This window comes from Mariniphaga anaerophila (genome assembly GCF_900129025.1).
Lineage (GTDB): Bacteria > Bacteroidota > Bacteroidia > Bacteroidales > Prolixibacteraceae > Mariniphaga > Mariniphaga anaerophila.
This window is the reverse complement of the sequence record NZ_FQUM01000006.1, coordinates 137,501-161,200: the sequence shown is the minus strand read 5'-3', so window position 1 is coordinate 161,200 and position 23,700 is coordinate 137,501. Positions and strand designations below refer to the sequence as shown.

The window sequence follows — 23,700 nt, the reverse complement described above, 5'->3', positions numbered from 1 at the left end:
AACGATATGATTTGTGTTTTGCTGCTGCTTTTCCGGACGGAGGCAACTGAGTTGGAAATCTAATGGAATAAAAAAATCCTGACAGATTTTGAAACCTGTCAGGATTTACTTTTTATTTCGGTTGCCCTATTTTTTTGCGATTTTTTTTGTCAGATTTTTCTGGAACTCGTAAGCAATAGGAGTAGCTACAAAAATAGATGAATAAGTACCTACTACAACCCCTACTAACAGAGCAAATGTAAAGCCCTGGATAGTGGCTCCGCCAAACAGGAAGATAGCGAGCAATACAACAAACGTAGAGAGTGAAGTACTGAAAGTACGACGCAGCGTTCCGTTGATTGCTTCGTCCACGTTTTGTTCGCGTTTCCTTTTCGGGTAAAGTTTCAGGTATTCCCTGATTCTATCGAATACAACCACGGTATCGTTAATGGAATATCCCAACACGGTAAGGATTGCTGCAATAAATGCCTGGTCAATCTCCAAAGAGAATGGAAGGACATTGTAGAGCAGTGAGAAAATTCCAAGTACAATTAACGAGTCGTGCGCCAAAGCAGCAATGGCACCCAGCCCGAATTGCCAGTTTGTAAAACGAACCAATATGTAAAGGAAAATAATAATCAATGCAAAACTGATTGCAATTACAGAGTCTTTACGAATGTCGTCTGAAATAGTCGGCCCTACTTTTTGAGAACTTAGCTGGTAGTCCGAAGTGAACTCTTCGAGAGAAACATCTTTGTCCAACAGGTTAGCGTCTTTAAGACCCTGCATCAGCAGTGCTTCCACTTCGTTGTCCACGTTTTCGCTGTCGTCTTCAATTTTGTAAGTGGTAGTAATACGAACCTGGTTGTTGTCACCAAATGTTTTTACCTCAGGAGCCGAGCCAAATGGTGCTTCCAGCGCCTGCTGAACATCACCAACCTCTACGTCTTTGTCCAAACGAACAACATAAGTACGGCCGCCTCTGAAGTCGATGCCGTAGTTCAATCCGCGGATGGCAAGCGAGCCAATGGACAAAACAATTAAAGTTCCGGAAATAATGTAAGCAATTTTCCTTTTTTCCAGGAATTTGATAGAGGTGTGACGCAGCCAGCCTTCTGTAAGTTTTGAAGAGAACAGGATGTTTTTACTGTGTTTCAGTTTCCATTCAAAAATAAGGCGGGTAATAAATATGGCGCTGAACAGTGAGGTTGCAATACCAATAATTAATGTTGTCGCAAAACCTTTAATCGGGCCAGAACCAAATGCGTAAAGTACAATGCCGGTAAGCAGTGTGGTAACCTGTCCGTCAATAATTGCTGAATATGCGTTTTTATAACCGTCAGAAACAGCAAGTTTCAATCCTTTTCCTGCACGCAGTTCCTCCTGCACCCTTTCGTAAATAAGCACGTTGGCATCAACCGACATACCTATGGTAAGCACAATACCTGCGATACCGGGAAGGGTTAATGTTGCACCCAAAGATGCCAGAATGCCAATAATAAAGAACATGTTGGCAATAAGCGCAACGTTGGCAGAAAGCCCTGCGTTTTTGCTGTAGAAGAAAAGCATGTAAATAAGAACCAGCGCAAATGCAATCAGGAATGAATACATACCGCTGTTGATGGCTTCTTTACCAAGAGAAGGCCCTACAATTTCTTCCTGGATAATGCGTGCAGGAGCAGGCATCTTTCCTGATTTCAGAATGTTTGCAAGGTCTTTTGCTTCTTCAATGCTTTCCAGGCCAGTAATACTGGAACGGCCTCCGGAAATTTCGTTCTGAACGGTTGGGAACGAACGTACATAACCATCGAGCACAATGGCAATAGATTTCCCGATGTTTTCTTTGGTAAGACGCTGCCAGGTTTTTGAACCTTCGCTGTTCATTGTCATTGAAACTTCAGGATTGGAACCTAGTTGGTCGAAATCCTGACGTGCATCAGTAATTACGTCTCCGTCAAGCGGTGCGCGTCCGTCGCGGGTGTTTGCTTTTAATGCAATTAACCGGTAAAAGTTTCCGGCTTTATCTACTGAGTTGGCAGTCCAGCGGAACATCATGTCACGCGGGAAAATGCTTTTTATCTGTTCCCTGTTAAGGAACTCATTTACTTTTGATGTGTCTCTTGATTGTGCAACACCTACCACCGGTCCGGGAAACAACTGTCCTTGTTGGTCGGTGCTTGGATTAAGTACTGCAAAAAGCGGAAATTCTTTGCGGAAGTTTTCCAGGTTGTCGAGCCCGGTTCCTGTAGAGTCACTTCCTGCTTCCAGCTCAGAAAGCAGTGAACTTTCTTCTGTGGTGTCTTTTTCTGTAGTAGCTTCAGCATCTTGTGTTTCAGTTTCCGGAGCTGCTGTTTCAGTTGTTGCGGCGTTGGCAGACTGCATCTCTTTCAGTCTTTCGTTGGCCTGCAACAGGTACGGATAAACTTCCTGGTTTTCGTATGTTTCCCAGAACTCGAGCATGGCAGTTCCCTGCAACAGGTTACGTACCCTGTTTTGGTCCTTCACGCCCGGAAGTTCAACTAAAATACGGCCTTTGGTTTGCAACTGCTGAATGTTTGGCTGGGCAACACCAAAGCGGTCAATACGAGTACGAATGATGTTAAATGCGTTGTCAATAGCAGCATCAGTTTCTTTTCTGATGACGTTGAGCACTTCTGCATTGGTAGTGTTGATGTTGATTTTGTCGCGCAATTCCAACGTCAGAAAAATCGAAGCTAAACGAGCATTCGGGTCAATTTCCTGAAATGCCTGTCCGAATAACGTTACAAAATCTTCCTGGCTTCCGCGCTGCATTTCTTTTGCACGCAGCAGTGCTGAATTAAAGGTTGGGTCGTTGTTGTAATTTGATAACGCCCTGATAAGGTCGTCAACGGCAACCTCGAGAGTTACGTTCATACCGCCTTTAAGGTCAAGACCAAGGTTTATTTCCAGTTCTTTCACTTCTTTGTAAGTGAATTTTTTCAAGCCTAAAAAGTTGTAAACAACCTCTCCTGAAATAGAATCGAGGTAGTTAAACTCCCTGACTGCGTCGCCCTGGGCATATTCCACGGCGTCTTTTTCTATCTGTTTGGCTTTAAATGTAAAAGAAAGCTGGTACAGACAGACTGCAGCAAGCAGGATAGCAAATGTTAAAATTGCACCTTTGTTTTGCATCTGATTTTAATTTTTAAATTGTTATGTTTTGTTCAATAAATTCTTGTGGAATTTCTTCCGAGTTGTCTCTTTCTGAATGGAATAGAGCCATTCAGAGCAATTCTGTCAAACGATTTGTTAAACAGAAAAATTAGGAAATTGCCGGGACTTCGTCGGGATGGGAGAAGTAGTAATGCCTGAAAATTAGGTGATGGTAAGAAAGGAATAACGGCTTTTTTAAAGCGTCGGGTTCCGATTTTAGAATCTGGCAATCACGCAATTGATGGCATTTCTGAAGAAATTTGTTGTGGTGTTGTTCGTATATCTTCCTCTCGTTTATTTTCTGAACGGGTGATTTTGCGTTGAGGTTAACCGATTGTGAAAACAAGCAAATTGTACCGTGGTCTGTGGTTTTGCTTTCGTTTTCAGATTTCAGTTCTTTTAGTGCATCGGGGTGTTCTTCAAAATATTTATCAAAAATAAATGCCACGCCTGTTAATGCTATAAAAAGCAGAAACTGCAAAAGCCTTTTTTTCGATATTTTCAGTTTGAACTTCACCTAGTTACAATTTTTGCGGGGCAAATATACCGAAATAGTTCAGGATTGCAAAGCACGGATTCGGTAAAATCAAGCGTTTGGAGTTTGTAGTACCATAATCTTTTTTTTGTAATCGATAACGGCTTTGTGGTGCATCAGAAAGTCGCCACCCAGCAAGCCGCAAATTTTCAGGCTTGTAACTTTTGAATAGAGTTTGTTGATGTGGCTCAGGTCGAGGAGGGCTGCTTTTAAGTGTTTCACTTTTAGTTTGCCGAGTGAAAACGGGAGCAAATAAGCGATGGTAGTTTCAATGGGTTTGTCGCCTATTCCGGCGGTGTGCAATTGATCCGAACCACTTTCTTCCGATTCGTAAAAGCTGTGGAGGTTTTTGTCGAATACAGTTTTCGACGCGCCGGTATCTACCACCCAGAACCCGCTGGTGCCATCGGCAAAAAACGAATTTACTACCAAATGAAAGTTGTCGTCTTCCAGTTCAACAACCTGTAGTGGAACTTTTATCTTCATGTGCCAAAGTAAAACAAAAAAGCTGATTCCGTAGAACCAGCTCTTTTAACTATAATAATATTTTGGTCTTTTCCTTACTTCAGAATGTTACAAAATGTTCATTCCGTCAAGTACGCCCATTACACTTTTAACAGCGTTTGCCGATTCGTGCAACAGTTTTTTCTCGTCATCATTCAGTGCTACTTCAATAACTTGTTCAACACCGTTTTTTCCGAGTTTTACCGGAGAACCAACGAACATATCGTTCAGTCCGAATTCGCCTTCCAGTTTTACACAACATGGGAAAATACGTTTCTGGTCCATAACAATTGCTTCAACCATTTGAGCAGCAGCTGAACCCGGAGCATACCATGCAGAAGTTCCCATCAGATTAACCAATTCGCCACCGCCTTTTTTTGTGCGTTCTACAATGGCGTTCAGTTTTTCTTCGTCAATAAGTTCAGTAACCGGAATTCCGGAAACAGTTGTATAACGTGGTAGCGGAACCATACTGTCACCGTGTCCACCCATCAGCAATGCCTGAATGTCGCGCGGGGAAACATCGAGGGCTTCTGCCAGAAAAGCGCGGTAGCGGGCAGTGTCCAGAATTCCGGCCATTCCCATTACTTCGTTTTTCGGTTTCTTGGCTGTAACGTAAGCAGCGTAAGTCATTACGTCAAGCGGATTGGAAACAATAATAATTTTTGCTTTTGGGGAATATTTTACCACATTTTCGGTAACGTTTTTTACAATTCCGGCATTAATAGAAATGAGGTCGTCGCGGCTCATTCCGGGTTTACGTGGCACACCCGAAGTAATTACCACAACTTCGGAATCAGCAGTTTTTGAATAATCGTTGGTTGAGCCAACCAAACGTGTGTCGTAATAATTTACCGGGGCAGTTTGCCATAAATCCAGTGCTTTTCCTTCAGAAATTCCTTCTTTAATATCAAGAAGTACCACTTCTTTTACAATGTTTTTCTGGGCAACAATCTGTGCGCAGGTTGCTCCAACATTGCCAGCTCCAACTACAGTAACTTTCATTTTGAATATGAGTTTATTACGTTTATAATAAATACGAATTGTTTTGAGTGGTGCAAATATAGCTGAAATAATTGATGTTGAAAATTTAAACCCGGTCTTGTAAATGGTTTAACGTTTTGATAAAAATGCTTTTAGCTCTGGTTAACATGGAGTTGGAAGTGCCAGAATTTCACATAAAAAATCTATCGGTTTATTTCCCGAAAAACAGAAAAAAAGTGCAGCGTTTTTTTCTTCTTTTTGGGGCAGATACTTTTTTGTAAAATTAGTTTAGCCAGTAGGTGAGTTTCAGAACCAGCGCCCTGTTTCTGGAATTCCAGCTTCCGGGGAGGTAATTGTCGGTGTACACAACGAAAAAGTCGGAAACCGGCGCGTATCTCCATTGTAACCGCATGTTAATGTTCATGTTGTCGATTTGCTCGTTGTATTGCACAAACGTTGTCCAGAACAGTTTGTCGGTAAATGTTACGTCCATTTTAGGACCAACCAACCACATTTTAGTGTGTTCAAAGGGCTGTCCCAATTTCATATCTGTATAGTTGAAATTTACTGACAGATTAACATAGGGTTGGTACCGGTACCCCAGTTCGCCGGTTATGTATTGAATATTTCCGGTGTAGAATGTGCCTTTTGCAATTTCTGCATTCCAGTTAAACAGGGTTTTGCGTGTTGATGTGTAATTGATAAATGCACCTCCGAAGTTGTACTTTGACCCTGCCGGCAAAAAGCTTTCGCTTTTGTGTGTCGGGTCGAAATCCTGTTGCAATTCAACAAAATGATCCTGATACCCAAATACCAGACTGGATCTGTTTTGAAACTCGAACTGGTAGCTGATGTTATTTTCGTGGTCTATCTTATGAAAATCAGGATCGAAATAGTACCTAAAATCCACTACAATACCGTGGCTCACCACCTTTTTGTTGGGAACAAACAGGTAAGTTACCTCCGGGCTAATGTAGTTGTAACCGGTGCGCGGCACGTATCCGGCCTCTGCTCTGTAGTTTTCGCCCACCGAGCGTTGCATAATTTCCAGTTGCAGGTTTTTGGTATTGTATGTCAGTCCAAATCCCTGGGCAAATTGTTTGTCGGGGTTTCCGGGTTGAAACGACTGGTGGTAGAAAAATTTGCCGTTCCAGATGTTGTCTTTACTGGCCAGGTTGTAATCGAATCCGGCTACTCGGTTGTACATCGTTGTATCCGAAGGCTGATCAATGTATTCTTTATTTACCAGAATGAACCCGAAGTTGGAGCGGGCAAATACTTTTTTCTGAATGGAGGCAACGGTAAAATTTCGGGCCAGAAAATCGTTGGTTTCTTTGGTGGCCATGTTCATAAACCCTACTCTCCAGTTGTTGCCTACTTTTCCGCTTAGTCGGGCACCGGCCAGTACCGGTGCATCCAAACCAATCCTCCGCGAAAAGAACGGGTTGATGTTGTTGTCTCCAAAACCTGAAAAGAGATCGCTGTTTTCGAGAAAGAACTGGCGTTTTTCCGGGAAGAACAGTTCAAACCTGTCGATGTTGGTTACCTGCTGGTCGACCTCAACCTGTGCAAAATCCGGATTGTAGGTTAAGTCCAGGTTCATGGAAGAAGAGAAACCAACTTTGGCGTCGAAGCCGAAATCTTTTTTCCATACGTTGCCGGTTCCGTGTTCAAAATCGTTTGAGTAACCTCCAAAAACGTATGGGATGAGCGAAAACATCATTTTTGATTTGGGAAGCGGTTCTTCAAAATTCATTACTCCGGTGTATGCGAGCGAAGCAGTTGGGAACTGCCTCGGAACCGGAGCCCAGCTCGATTTTTCGTTGGCTTTTAAATCCAGCCGGCTAAAATTGGTGTACCATTTTCGGCTGCCCGACGGGTATCTGATGGACTTAAATGGAATCCGCATTTCGGTTACCCAGCGGTCGTCGTAATGTTTGGTTTTCGATTCCCACTTACAATCCCAGTCGAGGTTAACCGCAGAGCCGTCGCTCATGGTTCCGTCCCATTTTGCGCCCGATGCAGAAACGCCAAACGAAAACCCGTTGGTTTGATCGAGAAACGTGTCAAAAAACACCAGCAGGTTGTCGTTGTTGCCAAACGAAAAGTCGCGGCGGTACGATTCCATCACTCTTTTCCCGGGAATGGTATCGTAAAATATCTGCGCCATGTAAAGCGCTTTGTCATCATAAGTGATGAGAATTTCGGAAGGTTGAGTTGCGAATCCCGTGTCAACGGGCAATACTTTGTAAAAGTTGTCTGCTTTTTCTGCTGCCAGCCAGTCGGGTTCATCAATCTGCCCGTCGATGGTAATTTCGGCGTGCATTTTTTTTACGTGGTAAACAAAGTCTTTGTTGAAGGGGGCTGAAATGGTGTCGTTTTTTAATTTTTGAAACGGGAGAGCTACCGCGTTTGTTCCAATGAAGGCAGCTAACAGCAACAGGAAAGTAAGCTTCATCTGTGAAAGGTTTTATCAATTGGTTTAAGTCTGTAAATATATCTAATCTGAGGATAATGAAAGTCCAATTGCAGAGGATTTTTTGTTATTCAACCTTTTTGCTGCGAATTTTTGGTGTCAACCGGATTTTGTTGTTAAAACGAAAAAGATAATTATTGGTGCAATGACGTTTTTTGCGGAAGTCGTAATCAGGTTGATTAATCATTCTCTGCCCGGGTTTTTTAAGGTTTTCTTTCCCTCTTTATTGGATTCGGTTTTGTTTTTCGCAATTTACAAAATCGGCAGAACAATCTGAGTGTTAGTTGAAAAAGCTTGCTGATGTTGTTGAACCATGTTTGGGCAGTACTGTTTAATATTTTACAACAAAACAATGGAATAATGGAAACACAAGAAAAAACAAAATGGGTACTTGACCCTGCGCACAGCGAGATTCTTTTCAAGGTAAAGCATTTGATGATTACCAATGTAAAAGGAGAATTCAGAACGTTTAGTGCTGAAGCCTTTGCCGATGGTACTGACTTTAGCTCAGCTGATGTAAATGTTACCATTGATGCATTGTCGGTTTTTACCAATAACGACGACCGCGATGCCCATTTGCGCAGTGCTGATTTTTTTGATGTGGAGAATAACAAAACAATCACATTCAAATCGCTTGCCCTGAACAGGGTTGACGACGGTGAATTCGAACTTACCGGGCTGCTTACCATCAGAGGAATTGCCAAAAAAGTTACCCTCGATGTTGAGTTTGGCGGAATTAACAAAGATCCGTGGGGCAACAAAAAGGCCGGGTTTTCATTGGAAGGAAAAATTAGCCGCAAAGACTGGAATCTGAACTGGAACGCTGCGCTGGAGGCCGGTGGCGTGCTGGTTGGCGACGAGGTAAAAATCAGTGCCGAAGTACAATTTACGCAGCAGGCCTGAATTTATTCCCTGTAATCCGGGTTGTTTGGAACAATTTCCAAACTTCCCAGAAAATCCATGCACGCCGCTCTGATGTTGTAATTCCTGTCGTCCATTTCGCGAACTTTCCAAATGGTTTCAACAAACGGCTCTTTGTTTTGAATGTAGAGCAAAGCGTAAACTGCCATGAGTGAAACATCCGGATTTTTGCTCGCACAGAATTTTTTGAGATTAATTTCTGCTTTTTTGTTGCCAAACATTTCATGCGCTATTGCCGAAGCAATTACTGCAACCGGCAGGTAGTTATCGTCCATTGCACTTAAAATGTTGGCGGAAAATGGCATCAATGTTTCTGCGCTCTGGCTTCGCAATCCCAGCACGCTCCAGTAGCGGATTACCGGATTCGGGTTGGTGAGCAAATCAACCTGTTTTTTTGCAATTTCTGTTCCCCTGAAACCGGCCAGCGAAGCAGCTTCGTAAATTTTTTCTACCGGGTAATTTTTTTCATTCATTCTAAACTCGTACGCAGTAGTAGTGTCCGAAAGCAGGTTCACCTCGTATTCTGGGAGAAACATTACATCGCGCGATGCAATTACCTCTTTTTTTAGAAGTTCTCTCATTTTTTCGAGCACCGGTTTAAATTCCGGATTATTTGCCAGGTTTTGGGTTTCCCACAGGTCGTTTTCAATGTCGAAAAGGAATTCTGCCGGACGTGGTTCAAACAGGCTTTTTTGCAGCGGGTTCAGCTTATTCTCTGCTAAATCTTTTCGCATTTGCTGTTTGATTTCGCCAATCTCCATGTAACGAATGTAGCGCGCCTCGTTGATGTACGGCATGAAATTCCGGGAATATACAAACCGGCCGTCGGTAACAGTGCGTACCATATCAATACCGTTGTCTGAACGGTCGGAGGAAAGATTCAGGTGAGAAACCGGCTTTTCCCGCTTTTCTCCCAGAAAAGGCCTGCCTTCCAGATGCTCCGGTATTTCTCCTCCGGCAATGCTGATGAGGGTGGGAGCGAGGTCGGTAAAATCAATCAGTTCGTCTGTTGCTACACCTGCAGTTCCCCAGGGCGATAAGTGTTTGTACATTTCGGGGAACCAGACAATAAACGGCACCCGGTAGCCGTAGTTTATTCCGTTTGTTTTTCCGCGCGGCATGCCCTCGCCGTGGTCGGCATAAAAAAATATGATGGTGCTGTCTTTCAGGTTGTCGGCTTCCAGGCGGGCAAGTAATTCCCCAATTTTGTTGTCGGTAAGTTTTATGGAGTTGTAAACCCTTGCAAACTGTTTTCGCATTTCCGGGCTGTCGAGGTAAAAAGGCGGCATTTCGAACTCATTTTCCCCAATCCGCTCTTCCGGGGCAAGTTGTTCCAGCACGTTTTTTTTGTACCAGTCGTAGGTTTCTGTCATGGTTCGCGACTGGTGGGAGTCCACGTAGTTAAACACCGCGAAGAACGGCTGTCCAGGATTCCGGTTCCACCAGCCTGCTTTATTGGAACTTTCGTCCCACGCTTCGGCAATGAATGCCTTTTCCTGAGCTACGTTGTAATCGGTTTTTACATTATTGGAAGTGTAATATCCCTGTTGTTGTAGATAGTAAGGAAATCCTTTAATGAACCCGGGAATCGGGTATTTGCTGCGATGATTGCCGGTGCCGGTTTTATATGTTTTAACCCCGGTAATAATTGCAGTGCGGCTTGGCGAGCAAACTGTTCCGGTGGAAAAAGCGTTGGTAAACCGCACGCCTTCTTCTGCCAGTTTGTCGATAGCCGGAGTTTGTGCCGTTTTATTTCCGTAACACCCGATAAATTGAGGCGAAGTATCTTCGATGGTTATCCAGAGGATGTTTGGTTGCGAAAGCTCATTTTTTTGATGAGGCTGCCCGCACTGAATAAACAGCAGAGGGATAGCAAACAGGCTTAAGATGATTTTTTTTGCTTTCATGAAATGAGCATGGCTAAAATTCCACTGAAATTTTTTTCGAATTTTTTTCTTCGCGCGACTTTACCCCTGAAATTTCTTTTTGGTTGCCGTTTTCTCCGATGGTAATTTTAAAAATGCCTGCATCGTACAGTTTTGGTTGCACTGAGTTTCCTTTTATGCGATAGATTTGCTCCAGCTTACCTGTCTTTTCATCTCGGATTTGAATCAGTTGGTTGGGTTTATTAATCGTTATTTCGGGCAACATATTGTTGGCACCAAAGCCGAGGTTGTCAAACTGAGAGATTTTGAGCGGCCATCCCGGAAACTGGTCGCGCACCGGGTTGGGGTTTTCTACATCGGCTTTAAACCGCCAGGCATCCATCAGAATAGTTCGTTCAGTCTGGTCGAATGTTATCATTCCAAAACCGGAAGAACGGATTTGTGCATGGTTATAACGGCTTTCGCGATCTACTGTGTTTTTGCCCGGGTTGCCAATGGCATAAACAAAATTTTTATTGCCAAAAGCGTCCTGATACATTCCGGTGTTGGGATAGCCGTGCTCCGGGCGTTCAACCACCGGAGTTCCCAGCTCGTCGGGTAAAAACCAGCGCAGGTACATGGTTGCAATGGCCGGAGTGCAAAAACTCCATCCTCCGTCGCGGTAATTTTCCAATCCGTATTGAACCAGCGAAGGCAGGTGCTGATCGCCGTTAATGTTGAGAACCGCACCTTTCCGCATTAAACGGATGAGCTTGTCGCGGCCAGCTTTGGGCCAGCCGCCCGAATCGAGGTCGCCGTACAAATAACCTTCCAGCGCTCCGTGATGTGTTGCCACATTGGCAAAAACCGTTTGCGAAAGCAGAACCTTCATGTCGGTGTTTTTCCAGTCGGTTATCCAGTCGTTCAGAAATTTGGTTTGCCGTTCTCCAATCATTTCCACGCCCGGTTTGTCTAAAAACGATAAATCCTTGCGTGGTTCTTTCATGTGGTCGTGCCTGCCTTCCCAGTCTGAAACAGCCTCCGGGCCTGTTTTGTACACGCGGTCGCTAATGATTGCAAAACTAATTCGTCCGTAATTTACATCGGTGTACCACACGCTCATTTCCTGCTCAATGGGCGTTGGGTCGTAAGGATCGGGAAGCTGCCCGCACTGAGTACGGTTTACAACATTCACCATTTCAACAGACTGAATGAATCCCCGCGTGTCTGAACTCCCGGCTCCTCCCGGCTTGGGAATCCCGCTTTCGCCCCATAAATTCCCGTGAAAAACATCGTGGTCGTCGGGGGTGCAAATGGTAGGAACGTTGCGCATCAAATCGCCGAAAGCCCAGCCAAACATGTAGTATTTTCCGAGGTAGCTCAAAATTGAAGCATCAACCGGGCTCCTCTTGATGGGATATCCTCCGTTGCCTTCGTAAATCTGGTCGCCCGAGAAGTAAAGAATATCAGGAGCGAGTTTGGTTAAATTCTGAACCAGCGGAGTGTATGGAAACCCGAAATGAAACTGGCAGGTCAGGCCGCCAAGTTTTAAGGGGCGGTCAACCGGATCCTTCTTTATTGTCCCTTCAAAATAGTCCGGGGTTGCTGTTCCGTCTTTTCCTTTTTCAATGTATTCAACCCTGTAATTTGCGTCTGCTGTGGAGTCCCAGTTGTTCAGCTTAAAAACTGCTGTGCGCGATTGTGGCTCAATTTGTTCGGTTGCCACGGTTTCCCATTTCCCGTTTTTGTTTAGCTGAAGGCTTACTTCCTGGTTATCCTGTTCACCAACGGGCGGTAGCAACGCCATCAGTTTTACGGTGTTTTTGCTGAGGGTGTGCATGGCCCAGAGCACCGGGCCAAATGCGTTTTCCGGCTGTTTGGCCACTTTCGAACCGGAAAGCGCCAGGTTGTCGAAACTAAAATGAGAATTGCCCGGTTTTTTGTTGTCCCCCAGAACCATGTTGTTGGCAACGGCAATCAATCCCCGGATGCCTTCCACATTGCAGGAAAGCTCTTCGGGGCCGATTCCGTTTTTGTCGGCCACCTTCATTTTTAGCTGGTGGTTGTTTCCGAAAACGGTTAGTGTTACTTCCGAGAAATCGAAATTTTCAGGCAACTCTGCTCTTTCATCTTTTAAGAAGGCAAACCCCTGCAGGCTCACTCCGGCGTTGATTCCTTTTCCAAAATAACAGGCCGCCCTTACGTCGGGGTCTTCCTCATCGTACAACCCAAGAAGCAGTCCGGCCGAACCGGGCACATCGCCTTTTTGGGTAAGGCTTATTTTTACCGAAGCCTTAAAATTTCCGTCGCCGGGTTGCAGTACTTGCGTGAGCAGGTTTACCCTTGAGCGGGGAACGCTGCCTGTGCAATGCAGCTTGCCGTTTTCTACTTTCCAGTCTTCCAGCGGAACAGACCAAAAGTTTTTCCCCACCCAGACGCGGTCGTTGGTATTGTCGAAGTCAGCCAGAAACCCGGGGTGTTTTGTGCAGGAAATGAATGCGAGCAAAAAAAACGAAATCGCCAGAGTTGAAGCCTTCATGGTGTGGTTTTATTTCAGTTCCAGTTGTTCTATTTTTTTATAGCCGTCGCCGCGGAGTTTTTCAAAGAGATCTACCATTTCTTTGAGTTTTTCAGGATTTTCTGCAGCCACGTTTTTTTGCTGGCCTAAATCATCATTCAGATTATACAGTTGGAATTCGGAAGAATTGCCAAGTTCGATGTTGACCATTTTGTTGACAGCCGGGCCATTGTATGGAGGAATCATTGCCCAGTTCCCTTTTCTTAATGCGGTTCGCGAGGTTGCTTCCAGTACTATTTCGTCTCTGCCTTCCTGGCTTTTTCCTAAAAATACATCCAGCAGATCTTCGCTGTCCGGACCTCTTTTATCGCTGTCGACCAATTTTGCAAAAGAAGAAAAAAGGTCTAGCTGTGAAACCATTGCATCCGAAACGGCAGGCTGAATTTTGCCTTTCCAGTAGGTAATAAACGGAACCCTTGTTCCTGCTTCAAAAAGGCTGTATTTACCACCACGCAGCGGACCCCAGGGAGTGTGTTTTCCCAGTTTTTCAACAGAGTCGTCGTAATATCCGTCGTTAACAACCGGGCCGTTATCGCTTGAAAAAATAACCAGTGTATTATCAAGTAACCCTTCCTCCTCGAGTGTTTTTATGAATTCACCAACGCACCAGTCGGCTTCGATAATTACATCGCCACGCGGCCCCATTCCCGAAGTACCGACAAAACGAGCATTCGGTGTTCTTGGTACGTGTGGCTGCTGTAGAGCGTAGTAGAGGAAAAAAGGTTCGTTTTTGTGTTCCTTCACGTAGTTTTTAGCTTTTGTGAGGAAATCGTCGGCCATATCTTCATCAACCCACATGGCAGATTTTCCGCCTTTTTGAAACCCAATGCGTGGAATTCCGTTGTGGATGGAGTTGTTGTGCCCGTTGAACCACCTCATTTTCATGAGTCCAGGGTTGTCAAGTCCTGTCGGTTCACCTTCGAAGTTTTTTTGGTAATTAACATACAACGGGTCATCGGGGCTGAGCCCAACGACGTATCCGTTTTCGAGAAAAACAGTAGGAGTGCGGTCTTGTGTTGCTGCCATAATAAAAGAGTAATCGAATCCGACTTCGTTGGGGCCGGGTGCAACTCTTTCGTTCCAGTTTACATTTCCGGAACCAAGTCCCAGGTGCCACTTGCCAACAATTCCGGTGTGGTAGCCCTGCTCTTTCAGCATTTTTGGGATTGTTATTTTTGCCGTATCGATGATAAGCGGAGCGGATCCGGGTAGAATTTTCGCATTTTGGTTGCGCCACGGATATTCCCCAGTAAGTAGCGCATACCGGCTGGGAGTGCAGGTTGCAGAAGATGCATAGCCTGTTGTAAACCGTACTCCTCCCTCTGCAAGTTTATCGAAATTTGGGGTTTTTATTTCTGTTGCTCCGTAGGCACTCACATCGCCATAACCAAGGTCATCCAGATAAATGACAACGATGTTGGGTTTTTGGGGTTCCTCTTGTTTTTGTTGATTTCCGCATGCTGAAAAAAGCATGAGAAAAGCGGCAAGAATAAAAGTTATTTTGTACATGATTTTTAATTGTTTATAAATGAATTGACCGTCAAAAGTAGTGTCATTATTTTAATCTCCCAATTGTTTTATTTTAAAACGTTGATTTTCTGCGGGTGTGTGTTGCTGATTAAAAATGGCCTCTATTTTTTGAACTGTTTCGGGGTGAAGAGCGGCAACATCGTTTTGTTCCCTGATGTCGTCCTTCAGATTATACAGATGAATTTGCATGCTGTCTTTTAAAATGTTGCTTCTGAGTCCTTTCCAGTCGCCGAAACGTACAGCCTGTTGGCCGCTTGATGAGGGAAACTCCCAATACAGAAACTCGTGTTTTTTCTGATTTTTTTTACCCAACAGCGTGGGCGCAAAAGAAATACCGTCTATGCTGCCTTGCGGCGTAATATTCAGAATTTCTGCAATGGTAGGTAACACATCGTAGTGGGAGGAGATTAATTCCGTTGTTTGTCCCGGTTCTATTTTTCCCGGCCATTGCACAATCATCGGAATTCGTATGCCGCCTTCCCGCAGATTGGCCTTGCCCCAGCCGCGTTCGCTTTTAAACGGACGGGCACTGTCGAACCACGGAGAGTCTGTTCCGCCGTTGAATGTTGGTCCGTTGTCGGAAGAAAACATGATGATGGTATTTTCGTACAGCCCAAGCTCTTTTAATGCGGAAACAATTTCTCCAACCTGTTCATCGAAATAAGAAACCATTGCGGCGTAACATGCCCGCGGGTAGCGTTGTGGAAAGTACCCCTGATCTCCGGTGTACGGTTTTTCGTCGCCAAATTTTTTAACGTAATAATCCACCCAGTTTTTTGGCGCCTGCAAAGGCACATGCGGAATTGGAGTGGCATAATACATGAAGAAAGGGTGGGCTTTATTTTCTTTAATGAATTGGATAACTTCTTTTTGCATGAGGTCAGGCGCGTAATCTGTCAGCCAGAAATCGCTGTAGGAATCCGGATTTTGCGGGTCGGCACCTTGTGAAAGTTTTGTGTGCGGAGCAACCATTTTGTTGTTGAGCTGTACTTTTTCGGTGTTTTTCCACAGGTGTTGCGGAAAATAGGTGTGAGCCTGGCGCTGGCAGTTGTACCCGTAGAAAAAATCGAATCCCTGTTTGTTGGGAATCCCTTCGGTAAGCGGGCCTCCAAGTCCCCACTTTCCCACAACCGCCGTTTTGTACCCTGCCTGCTGCAGCAGTGTTCCGATGGTTTGTGTGCCGGGTTTCAACGGGCGTTGTCCTTCAAGGTTAGGGTCGTTGTTCATGGCTTCAAAATTCCACACATCGCCACGGTCGGCCCACTCGTCGTTACCTCTGATTTGTGCATGCCCCGAGTGCATTCCGGTAAGCAACATGCAGCGCGCAGGAGCGCACACCGGAGAACTGGTGTAGTGTTGTGTGAATTTAATACCACGGGTTGCCAGTGCGTCTATGTTCGGAGTTTCTATTTTGTTTTGCCCGTAACATCCAAGTTCGGCGTATCCTAAATCATCGGCTAAAATGTAAATGATGTTGGGTCTTTTCTGTTCTGCCTGTTTGGGTTGATTTTGGCAGGCCAGGCAAATAGTGCAAGAAAAGGTAGTAAAAAGGTTTTTTTAATCATCGTGTCAGTTTTTATTTTGGTTTTTGATGTACGTAATTTTCATCTTCCTGTCAGCTTGTGCTTCAGGGGTGTTCGTTTTGCATTTTCGGAGGAGTCTGCTGAATTTTGAAACAAGGAAAAATGAACAAGAAAGTTTGTTGTAAAATGAGCTTCCCTCGCCTCTCTTTTGGTTTCAAATATAGCCATTTTTACAGCGAACGAACGAATTTTTGACGACGGAATAATTCTTTCTATCGTAACTTTTTTTCTGTGGATTGGTGGGTTAATTTTTTATTTTCAATGGGTTATAAACTGTGGATAGATGTACCAAAAATGCGAAGTAATTCGTAAGTTTGAATATATTGTTCACCTATAGACTCAACAACATGAGAAAGTTTTTTCTGCTATTCGTAATTACTGCATTGTTTTTTTCCGCCGGAGCACAAAATAAACGTCCGAAAGTGGGTTTGGTTTTGAGCGGAGGAGGAGCAAAAGGAATTGCACATATTGGAGTTTTAAAAGCGATGGAAGAAGCCGGGCTTACACCCGATTATATTACCGGAACCAGCATGGGGAGCATTATCGGGGGCTTGTATTCTATCGGTTATTCGGCCGACGAGCTGAGCGAGTTGGTTACCACTATAAACTGGGATCAGGTTTTAACCAATAAAATACCACTGGATAAAATAACTTTTGAAGAGAAGCCTTACTACGGGCGGTATCTGCTGGATTTTTATCTGGAAAACAAGGAAATCAGGTATCCTTCGGGCGTGATTGAAGGGCAGACGCTTATGGACATTTTTTCTGATTTGACCCGTCCCGTGCATAACATTAATAGCTTCAGTAATTTCCCGATACCGTTTGCTTGTGTTGCCACTAACATTGCCACCGGCGAGGCTGTGGTTTTAAACAAGGGATCGCTGGCAACTGCCATGCGGGCGAGTATGGCTATTCCTACTGTTTTTACCCCAATAACAATTGACGGCAACCTGTTGGTTGATGGTGGGTTGGTTCGTAACATGCCTGTTTCTGAAGTGATTGATATGGGCGCAGATATTATTATCGGTGTTTTTGTGAGCAGCGACCTTGATTCAAAACCTGAATTAAATTCGTTTGTCTCCATTTTGGCACAGTCGGCGTTAATAGGCAGCGTTATCGACTCAAAGGAACAGGTGAAAAAGTGCAATGTGCTTGTTAAGCCCAATCTGGAGGGCTTTTCTACCGGTAGTTTTAATTCGGCCGAAGGAATTTTGGAAAGAGGTATGGAAGCCGGAGAGCAATATGTTGATGTGTTTCGCCACCTGGCTGATTCATTGAAAAAGATAGGACCACTGCATGAAGTAAAAAAGCCGGAGATTAAAACAAATTACGTGTTCCAAAATATTGAAATAGATGGGAATAAATTTGTTACTGATGATTTTATTATCGGGAAAATGGATTTTGAGCCGGGGCAGTTGGTTTCTGTAGATGAAATAAGGAACCATATCAATTTAATGTTTGGTACGCAGTATTTTGAAAAGATACAATACGAAATACTTGGAGATGAGGGAGATTATACGTTAAAAGTTATAGTGGTTGAAAGGCCCCGAACTCATTTTCGCTTCTCCTATTTATACGATTCGGAAAACAAAGGCGGAATTCTGATAAACACAACTTTTAGAAACCTTTTTTTGAAGAGCAGCCGGTTGATGGTTGAAGGTGACTTTTCTGCATACCCGGTGGTGTTGCTCGACTATTTTAAGTATGTGGGGAAAAGGCAAAATGTAGCATTGGGAGTAAGCGGAACCTTTGTAAATTCGGATTTGCCGTTGTACGAAGAGACCGGTGTTGTTAACAGCATTTTTGGAAGTAATTATTCCGATGCGGCATTTAAAATACAGTCGACCGCTCTGAGAAACAGTACGTACGGGTTGAAATTTAACTGGTCGTTAATGAATCTGCATTCGAAGGTAGCCAACGAAAGCCTGCGCGAAATATCTAAAGTAAGTTACAACAGTACGCGTTTCAGCCTGTTTTATGAGTACAACAGCTGGGATGATCACTATTTCCCGAAAAAAGGGTTGACCGGCAGTGTTCAGTTTTCTGCAACCGCAAGTACAAACGGGCAGATTAGAATTTCGGATGTTGATTACGATATAAAAGATTTTGACGGATTGATAGAAACCAATACTATTAAAGCTTTGAGGGCTCAGATAGAACCAATTATTCCGGTTAGTCCGAAGGTAGTGTTGTTAACCAAGGCAAAACTCATGCTTTCGAACGTTCCTGCCAATACGTTAAACCTGAATGAATACGATTTTGTGGGAGGATTTACTCCTGATTTGGTAAATGCCACAGAGTATCCGGGTTCCGGGATAAAAGAATTTGTGCTGGCCAATTATTTTTACGGGCGGATGGGGGCTCAGTACGAACCCATGCGTAATTTGTTTTTGCAGTTGCATGTAAATTACCTTTCTACCAAATTCCCGATTAGCTGGATTTACCCCAATGCAGAAAGCGCACAACTGGGCTTGTGGAACGACAGGTACAGCATTTCGGGTAGAATTGGCTTTAAATCGCCTCTGGGGCCAATTTCGCTGGCGGTTGCAAAAGATAACCATGCGCAAAAGCTGAAAGCTTCGTTGGTGCTTGGGTTTACCTATTAAAGAATGCACCGAGTTGCAGCGGCAGGGTGTCTTTTTGGTCTGTCGAAATGTCTTACAATCTTTTGTTTGTGTGCCAATATATCACTTGTTCGTTCGTGTGCCGAAATGCCATTTTTTTGTAAAATGCACTTGTTTCAGATAATCAATATTTTATAGAATATGCATTCCCGCCCCTCCTTTGTCTGGCATACGGTTTGAAAATAAAGCAGTGAAAATCAAAAATGTCTAATTAAAAGATGGAGGGTTAAATTATGACACTGGCTAGATTATCAAACAGTTGGTTACCTGCATTTCCTTCATGGCTTGACAATTTTTTTGAAGGAAATTTGGCAGACTGGAACAATTCAAATTTTGCAGGAGAAAATTCAACATTACCTGCTGTTAATGTCAAAGAAACCGAAAATGATTTTCAACTCGAGGTTGCTGCCCCAGGTTTGAAAAAAGACGATTTCAAAATTAATTACAACAATGGCAGATTAACTATTTCTTCTGAAAAAGAAGCTAAACACGAAGAAAAGGATGGTAAAGTAAATCGCAGAGAATTTTGTTATCAGTCATTTCAGCGTTCTTTCTACGTGCCCGAAAAGGCAATAGACGCCGATAAAATTGAAGCAAAATACAACGACGGAATACTTCATGTAAAACTTCCTAAAAGAGAAGAGTTAAAACCCAAACCGCCAAAAGAAATTAAAATATCATAAATGTAAAGGGGCAGGAATTGGCTTGCCCCTTTATTTTTTTCTGAGATTCAGGGTGATGAAAGCACCAATTAAATTTCCGCTCTTTTGTAAAATGCATGTCCTTGTCTGGTAAATCCGGATACCACACGCTTGTTTGCAGAAAAAACGAACAGTAATTTGGCGACCCGAATGCTTGGGATGATGAAATTAACATAGAATCGGAAATTCGGTTTGCAAAGAAGAATATCCATCTATTCAATAAAAAAGGAGTGGTGAATTTTCTGATTGAAGTGTAGCAAGAAAGAACGAATGAGGCGCAACAACCTCCCCAAAAAATATAATAGTATGAGATTACCGGTTGAACGTAAAAACACAATAATTGCTCCGGATAACAGGCGTGTAATCGCTCGTTTTTTTTACAATGGCGACGAGCGGGCAAAAAAACTGATTGAGAACCTTCTGGAACTTCCTGAAAGCACAGTTGAGATGCTGGTACACCAAACACTGCGGGAGTTTTCGAAAAGACACCGGAGCATCACTGGAATTTTTAAGCGGAATTTCAGGCATGTTGCCCATATCGTTACAGAAGTCGGAAAAGGAAAGCACATTACGGAATGGAGAAAGCTGCTGATTGGATCGTATTTTACCATGGAATATGCATTGGAATCTGCCGCGCTTTTTAATCCTTCTGTTGTGGAGGATTTCGACCAGAGTGGGTTGCACCGCGGAGAAAAACGAGTAATTATCAGTTTCAGGGCAACCGGCGAAGGACACATCTCTTCGTTGGTTTTCCGGCGTGCCGTTATAGATGAGAACAACCAAATAACAATGCTTGAGTCGGGCGATCAGATTGGAGAAGCCGAACTCATAAAAAACCACAATTATCATAAAGAGTCGTTTTTAAAAGCGTTGCGGCATATGGGAATCGATGCTGATTTTTCTGAAAAGATTCTGTCACATTTTCCCGAGAAATTTACCTACGATCAGGTTCGGGATTGTGTTGATGAATTAAAGAAACAAAACGAGGATTACACTTTTGAACAGAAAAAAGTAATTAACGAAATTCTTTGGCTGGCAGATTCTCACACCGAAATTCGGTTTTCTTTGGACACAGACCTGTCGGAACGTGTTATTTTCCCTATTTCCAAATTCGAAAAAAATGGAGTTGAAGATGCACGGTTTGCCCGGTTCGTAGACGATAACGGGAAAGCAACTTACTATGCCACTTATACTGCCTACGACGGTTATTCCATTTTGCCGAAGCTGATTGAAACCCGGGATTTTCTGTCGTTTAAAATTTTTCCGCTGAACGGGAAATACGCCATTGACAAAAATCTGGCGCTCTTCCCAAAAAAAATAAACGGGAAATATGCCATGATTAGCCGGATTGACGGCATAAACAATTACATCATGTTTTCCGATAATCTGTATCGGTGGAACGACGCGCAGATTTTATCAAAGCCAACGCATCCGTGGGAGTTTGTGCAAATGGGAAACGGCGGCTCTCCCATTGAAACAGAAAAAGGCTGGCTGCTGATTACCCACGGAGTGGGCCCGGTGCGGAAATATTGCCTGGGGGCTTGCTTGCTCGATTTGAATGACCCGACCAAAATTATTGGAAGGTTGAACGAACCGCTTTTGCTGCCCGACGAAAATGAACGCTCCGGATATGTGCCGAATGTAGTGTACACTTGCGGCGCTATTGTGCACAACGACGAGCTGATAATTCCATACGCCATGAGCGACTACGCATCATCTTTTGCAAGTATCAAACTCAACGATTTACTTGCTGAGCTGGAGAAAAATAAATTGTAAACAGATAAATGTCAGATTTGAATTTTTAATTTATCGGAAAATTAAAACTTATACAGATGAAAGGAAATTTCAATTCAATAGTTCAGTCCGGGATGCCGGTGTTGGTCGATTTTTTTGCAGAATGGTGTGGCCCATGCAAAGCTCAGTCGCCCATTTTGGCAGAAGTTGCCCGCGAATTAACCGGAAAACTGAAAGTCATAAAAATTGATGTTGATAAGAATGCCGAAGTGGCCGGCCGGTTTGGCATTCGAAGTGTGCCAACGCTGGCTTTGTTTAAAAACGGGCAAATACTGTGGCGACAATCGGGGGTAGCAGACAAAGCAAATCTGATGCGTATTTTGGCGGGCTATCTGTAGGCGCGTTGCCTTTTTGGTTTTGATTATTGCCCTGTTTGGAAACCGGACAATGATGTAACTAAAAAAGAGAATGGACAGAAACGAATTATTCTGCCCATTCTCTTTTTTTTGCCGGTAAAAATGTTCTGAATGTGGTATGTTTGGAGGCTCCCGATGCTTATTCTGTTTAACTATTGCCCAATATTTTCTGGTACACTTTAATATAATCTTCGGTCATTTTTTCCTTGCTGAAGTTTTGCTCTGCCCAGGTGCGGCAATATTCACGATTAATTTGTGGGATGTCTTTTATGCGTTCAACTGCCTCGTCGATAGAATGCACCAAATAGCCGGTTTTCCCGTTAACAATCAATTCTCTCATCGAACCTTTTTCGAATGCAATTACAGGAGTGCCGCAAAACATGGCTTCTGCAACGCTTAGTCCGAAGGGTTCTTTAAAATTGATGGGGTGCAACAGTGCAAAGGCGTTTTGCAGCAATTCATCTCTTTTTTCCGGGCCCGAGCTTCCAACGTAAATAATGTCGTCGTTATTCAAATAGGGCGAAACCTTTTCGTCAAAGTAGGACTCGTCTTGTATGATGCCTGAAATGATCAGTTTCATTTTGGCTTTTTTGGCAATCTGAATGGCTTCCCAGGTTCCTTTGTCGTGATGAATTCTTCCAAAAAACAGCAGGTAGTCGCCCTTTTTTTTGTTGAGGGTAAACAGGTTTTTGTTAATCCCGTTGTAAACTGTAGCTGTATATTTCAGCTTTTCACTCCGGTCTGCATTACTTATTGATACGTAGTGGTTGTTTGCGTTGTATTCCTGAAAAACAGGAATTATTTTCGGCGATGAAAATCCGTGAATGGTAGTTATCATCGGCGTTTTAATCAGACGCGAATAGCTTAGCGGCAGAAAATCGAAATTGTTGTGAATGATGTCGAACTCAGAGGCATGTTCCATTAAATGAGCGATGTGTAAACATTCCACAGCTTTGGGTTCTACTGATTTGTCTTCTTCGTATCCTTGGTCAATCACCGCTTCGAGCTTGCCGGATGTTAATGAATCTTTTGTGGCAAAAAGGGTAACGTCAAGTCCTTTTTCGACTAACCCTTCTGTAATATTTGATGCTACCTGTTCCCATGGTCCGTAATGCCTTGGCGGGGTACGCCAGGCAACGGGAGATAATACTGCAACTTTCATTGTTATAGTGGTTTTCTTGAATTGTTTAAACATAAATCGATCAAATCGCTGATGTTGGCGGTTCCTGCGCACATTACCGAGTCGGCTCCTCCCCAATACAGTTTTAAAGTACCGTTGTTTTCTGCTACGGCGCCACACGTAAAAACCACATTGTGAACATAGCCTGTAATTTCGTACGGCTCTTCCGGTTGCAGAATCCAGTTGTCGCCAACCCCCAGAATTTTGGACGGGTCATTCAAATCGTGCAAAGCTACGCCCAGCCGATAAACACTGCCATCCATCGTAGGAAATACTCCGTGGTAAATGTTCAGCCAGCCTTTTTCTGTTTTAATGGGAGGCGCTCCCGGCCCGATTTTCATTTCGTCCCAGTGGTAGGTTTCCGGTTTCATAATCAGTTTTGATTTTCCCCAGTATTTCAGGTCGGGAGAGTAACTAATCCACATCGACCAGGGGCTGATTTCGGAATGCGGCCTGTCTAACCGGGCGTACAATCCATTGAATTTTTCCGGGAAAATAACCACATTACGGTAATCGGCTTCGGTAATCAGCGATACTCTTTCAACTGTTTGCCAGTCTTTGGTTTTTGCGAGGCCTATTCGTACGCCATGTTTTGAGTAGGCCGAGTAGGTTATTAAATATTCGCCTTCAATAAATGTTATTCGCGGGTCTTCCACCCCAAAGGCTTCGTACTCTGCAAATTCTCCGCGGGTGGCAGGTTCCAGAAATGGTTTTTCTTCAACTTTAAAATGATACCCGTCGGTACTGCGAGCCAGCCCTAGAATGCTCCGCCCGTTAAGTTTATGCGAGCGGAAAAGCATAATGTATTGGTTATTGTATTTTGTAACGCCGGCATTGTGCACGGTTGCTACTTCATACGGAACATCGTTTTTTGTTAATATGGGATTGTTGGCATATCGTTTTACTAAAGGCATAA

16 protein-coding genes are annotated in these 23,700 nt (G+C 43.8%); 5 read left to right on the top strand and 11 right to left on the bottom strand.

What is annotated here, in order from left to right:
* Nucleotides 1-126: 126 nt before the first annotated feature.
* The 5 genes from secDF to BUB08_RS13485 all read right to left on the bottom strand — a co-directional run bounded on the left by secDF (nucleotide 127) and on the right by BUB08_RS13485 (nucleotide 7,634).
* Nucleotides 127-3,132, bottom strand: coding sequence for a protein translocase subunit SecDF (secDF, locus tag BUB08_RS13505; protein WP_073002419.1), 3,006 nt, complete (start codon nucleotides 3,130-3,132; stop codon nucleotides 127-129).
* 130 nt (nucleotides 3,133-3,262) lie between these two features.
* Nucleotides 3,263-3,670, bottom strand: a complete 408-nt coding sequence (locus BUB08_RS13500) for a hypothetical protein (protein ID WP_073002418.1) — start codon at nucleotides 3,668-3,670, stop codon at nucleotides 3,263-3,265.
* A gap of 69 nt (nucleotides 3,671-3,739) precedes the next feature.
* Nucleotides 3,740-4,174 carry an aspartyl protease family protein gene (locus tag BUB08_RS13495; RefSeq protein WP_073002417.1) on the bottom strand — a complete coding sequence of 145 codons (435 nt, stop codon included), beginning with the start codon at nucleotides 4,172-4,174 and terminating at the stop codon, nucleotides 3,740-3,742.
* Nucleotides 4,175-4,261: 87 nt separating this feature from the next.
* Entirely contained in the window at nucleotides 4,262-5,197 is a 936-nt protein-coding gene (gene mdh, locus BUB08_RS13490) for a malate dehydrogenase (RefSeq protein WP_073002416.1), read from the bottom strand.
* 262 nt (nucleotides 5,198-5,459) lie between these two features.
* The gene (locus tag BUB08_RS13485) at nucleotides 5,460-7,634 is read right to left on the bottom strand and encodes a DUF5916 domain-containing protein (protein ID WP_073002415.1); all 2,175 of its coding nucleotides are present in this window, start codon (nucleotides 7,632-7,634) and stop codon (nucleotides 5,460-5,462) included.
* Between the two features lie 378 nt (nucleotides 7,635-8,012).
* On the opposite strand from BUB08_RS13485, the gene BUB08_RS13475 reads away from it, so the two are divergent.
* Nucleotides 8,013-8,555 (top strand): YceI family protein, encoded by a 543-nt coding sequence (locus BUB08_RS13475; protein WP_073002611.1) that lies wholly within the window; start codon nucleotides 8,013-8,015, stop codon nucleotides 8,553-8,555.
* A 2-nt stretch (nucleotides 8,556-8,557) separates the two neighbouring features.
* On the opposite strand, the gene BUB08_RS13470 is transcribed toward BUB08_RS13475, so the two are convergent.
* Genes BUB08_RS13470 through BUB08_RS13455 form a run of 4 tightly spaced genes read right to left on the bottom strand, consistent with a single transcriptional unit; the run spans nucleotide 8,558 to nucleotide 16,016 of the window.
* On the bottom strand, nucleotides 8,558-10,480 hold the full coding sequence (locus BUB08_RS13470) for a sulfatase family protein (RefSeq protein WP_073002413.1): 1,923 nt from the start codon (nucleotides 10,478-10,480) through the stop codon (nucleotides 8,558-8,560).
* 13 nt (nucleotides 10,481-10,493) lie between these two features.
* The gene (locus BUB08_RS13465) at nucleotides 10,494-12,977 is read right to left on the bottom strand and encodes an alkaline phosphatase D family protein (RefSeq protein ID WP_073002412.1); all 2,484 of its coding nucleotides are present in this window, start codon (nucleotides 12,975-12,977) and stop codon (nucleotides 10,494-10,496) included.
* A gap of 9 nt (nucleotides 12,978-12,986) precedes the next feature.
* Nucleotides 12,987-14,525: a sulfatase family protein gene (locus tag BUB08_RS13460; RefSeq protein WP_073002411.1), complete on the bottom strand. Its 1,539-nt coding sequence runs from the start codon at nucleotides 14,523-14,525 to the stop codon at nucleotides 12,987-12,989.
* Between the two features lie 51 nt (nucleotides 14,526-14,576).
* On the bottom strand, nucleotides 14,577-16,016 hold the full coding sequence (locus BUB08_RS13455; RefSeq protein WP_262493953.1) for an arylsulfatase: 1,440 nt from the start codon (nucleotides 16,014-16,016) through the stop codon (nucleotides 14,577-14,579).
* A 460-nt stretch (nucleotides 16,017-16,476) separates the two neighbouring features.
* Between BUB08_RS13455 and BUB08_RS13450 the strand changes: the two genes are divergently transcribed.
* From BUB08_RS13450 to trxA, 4 genes are all read left to right on the top strand, one after another.
* Nucleotides 16,477-18,735, top strand: a complete 2,259-nt coding sequence (locus BUB08_RS13450) for a patatin-like phospholipase family protein (RefSeq protein ID WP_073002410.1) — start codon at nucleotides 16,477-16,479, stop codon at nucleotides 18,733-18,735.
* A gap of 251 nt (nucleotides 18,736-18,986) precedes the next feature.
* On the top strand, nucleotides 18,987-19,436 hold the full coding sequence (locus BUB08_RS13445) for an Hsp20/alpha crystallin family protein (RefSeq protein ID WP_073002409.1): 450 nt from the start codon (nucleotides 18,987-18,989) through the stop codon (nucleotides 19,434-19,436).
* A 324-nt stretch (nucleotides 19,437-19,760) separates the two neighbouring features.
* The gene (locus BUB08_RS13435) at nucleotides 19,761-21,230 is read left to right on the top strand and encodes a glycoside hydrolase family 130 protein (protein WP_073002610.1); all 1,470 of its coding nucleotides are present in this window, start codon (nucleotides 19,761-19,763) and stop codon (nucleotides 21,228-21,230) included.
* Nucleotides 21,231-21,286: 56 nt separating this feature from the next.
* The gene (trxA, locus tag BUB08_RS13430) at nucleotides 21,287-21,586 is read left to right on the top strand and encodes a thioredoxin (protein ID WP_073002407.1); all 300 of its coding nucleotides are present in this window, start codon (nucleotides 21,287-21,289) and stop codon (nucleotides 21,584-21,586) included.
* Nucleotides 21,587-21,752: 166 nt separating this feature from the next.
* On the opposite strand, the gene BUB08_RS13425 is transcribed toward trxA, so the two are convergent.
* Nucleotides 21,753-22,766 carry a glycosyltransferase family 4 protein gene (locus tag BUB08_RS13425; RefSeq protein WP_073002609.1) on the bottom strand — a complete coding sequence of 338 codons (1,014 nt, stop codon included), beginning with the start codon at nucleotides 22,764-22,766 and terminating at the stop codon, nucleotides 21,753-21,755.
* Nucleotides 22,767-22,768: 2 nt separating this feature from the next.
* Nucleotides 22,769-23,698 carry a glycoside hydrolase family 130 protein gene (locus BUB08_RS13420; protein WP_073002406.1) on the bottom strand — a complete coding sequence of 310 codons (930 nt, stop codon included), beginning with the start codon at nucleotides 23,696-23,698 and terminating at the stop codon, nucleotides 22,769-22,771.
* Nucleotides 23,699-23,700 lie beyond the last annotated feature (2 nt).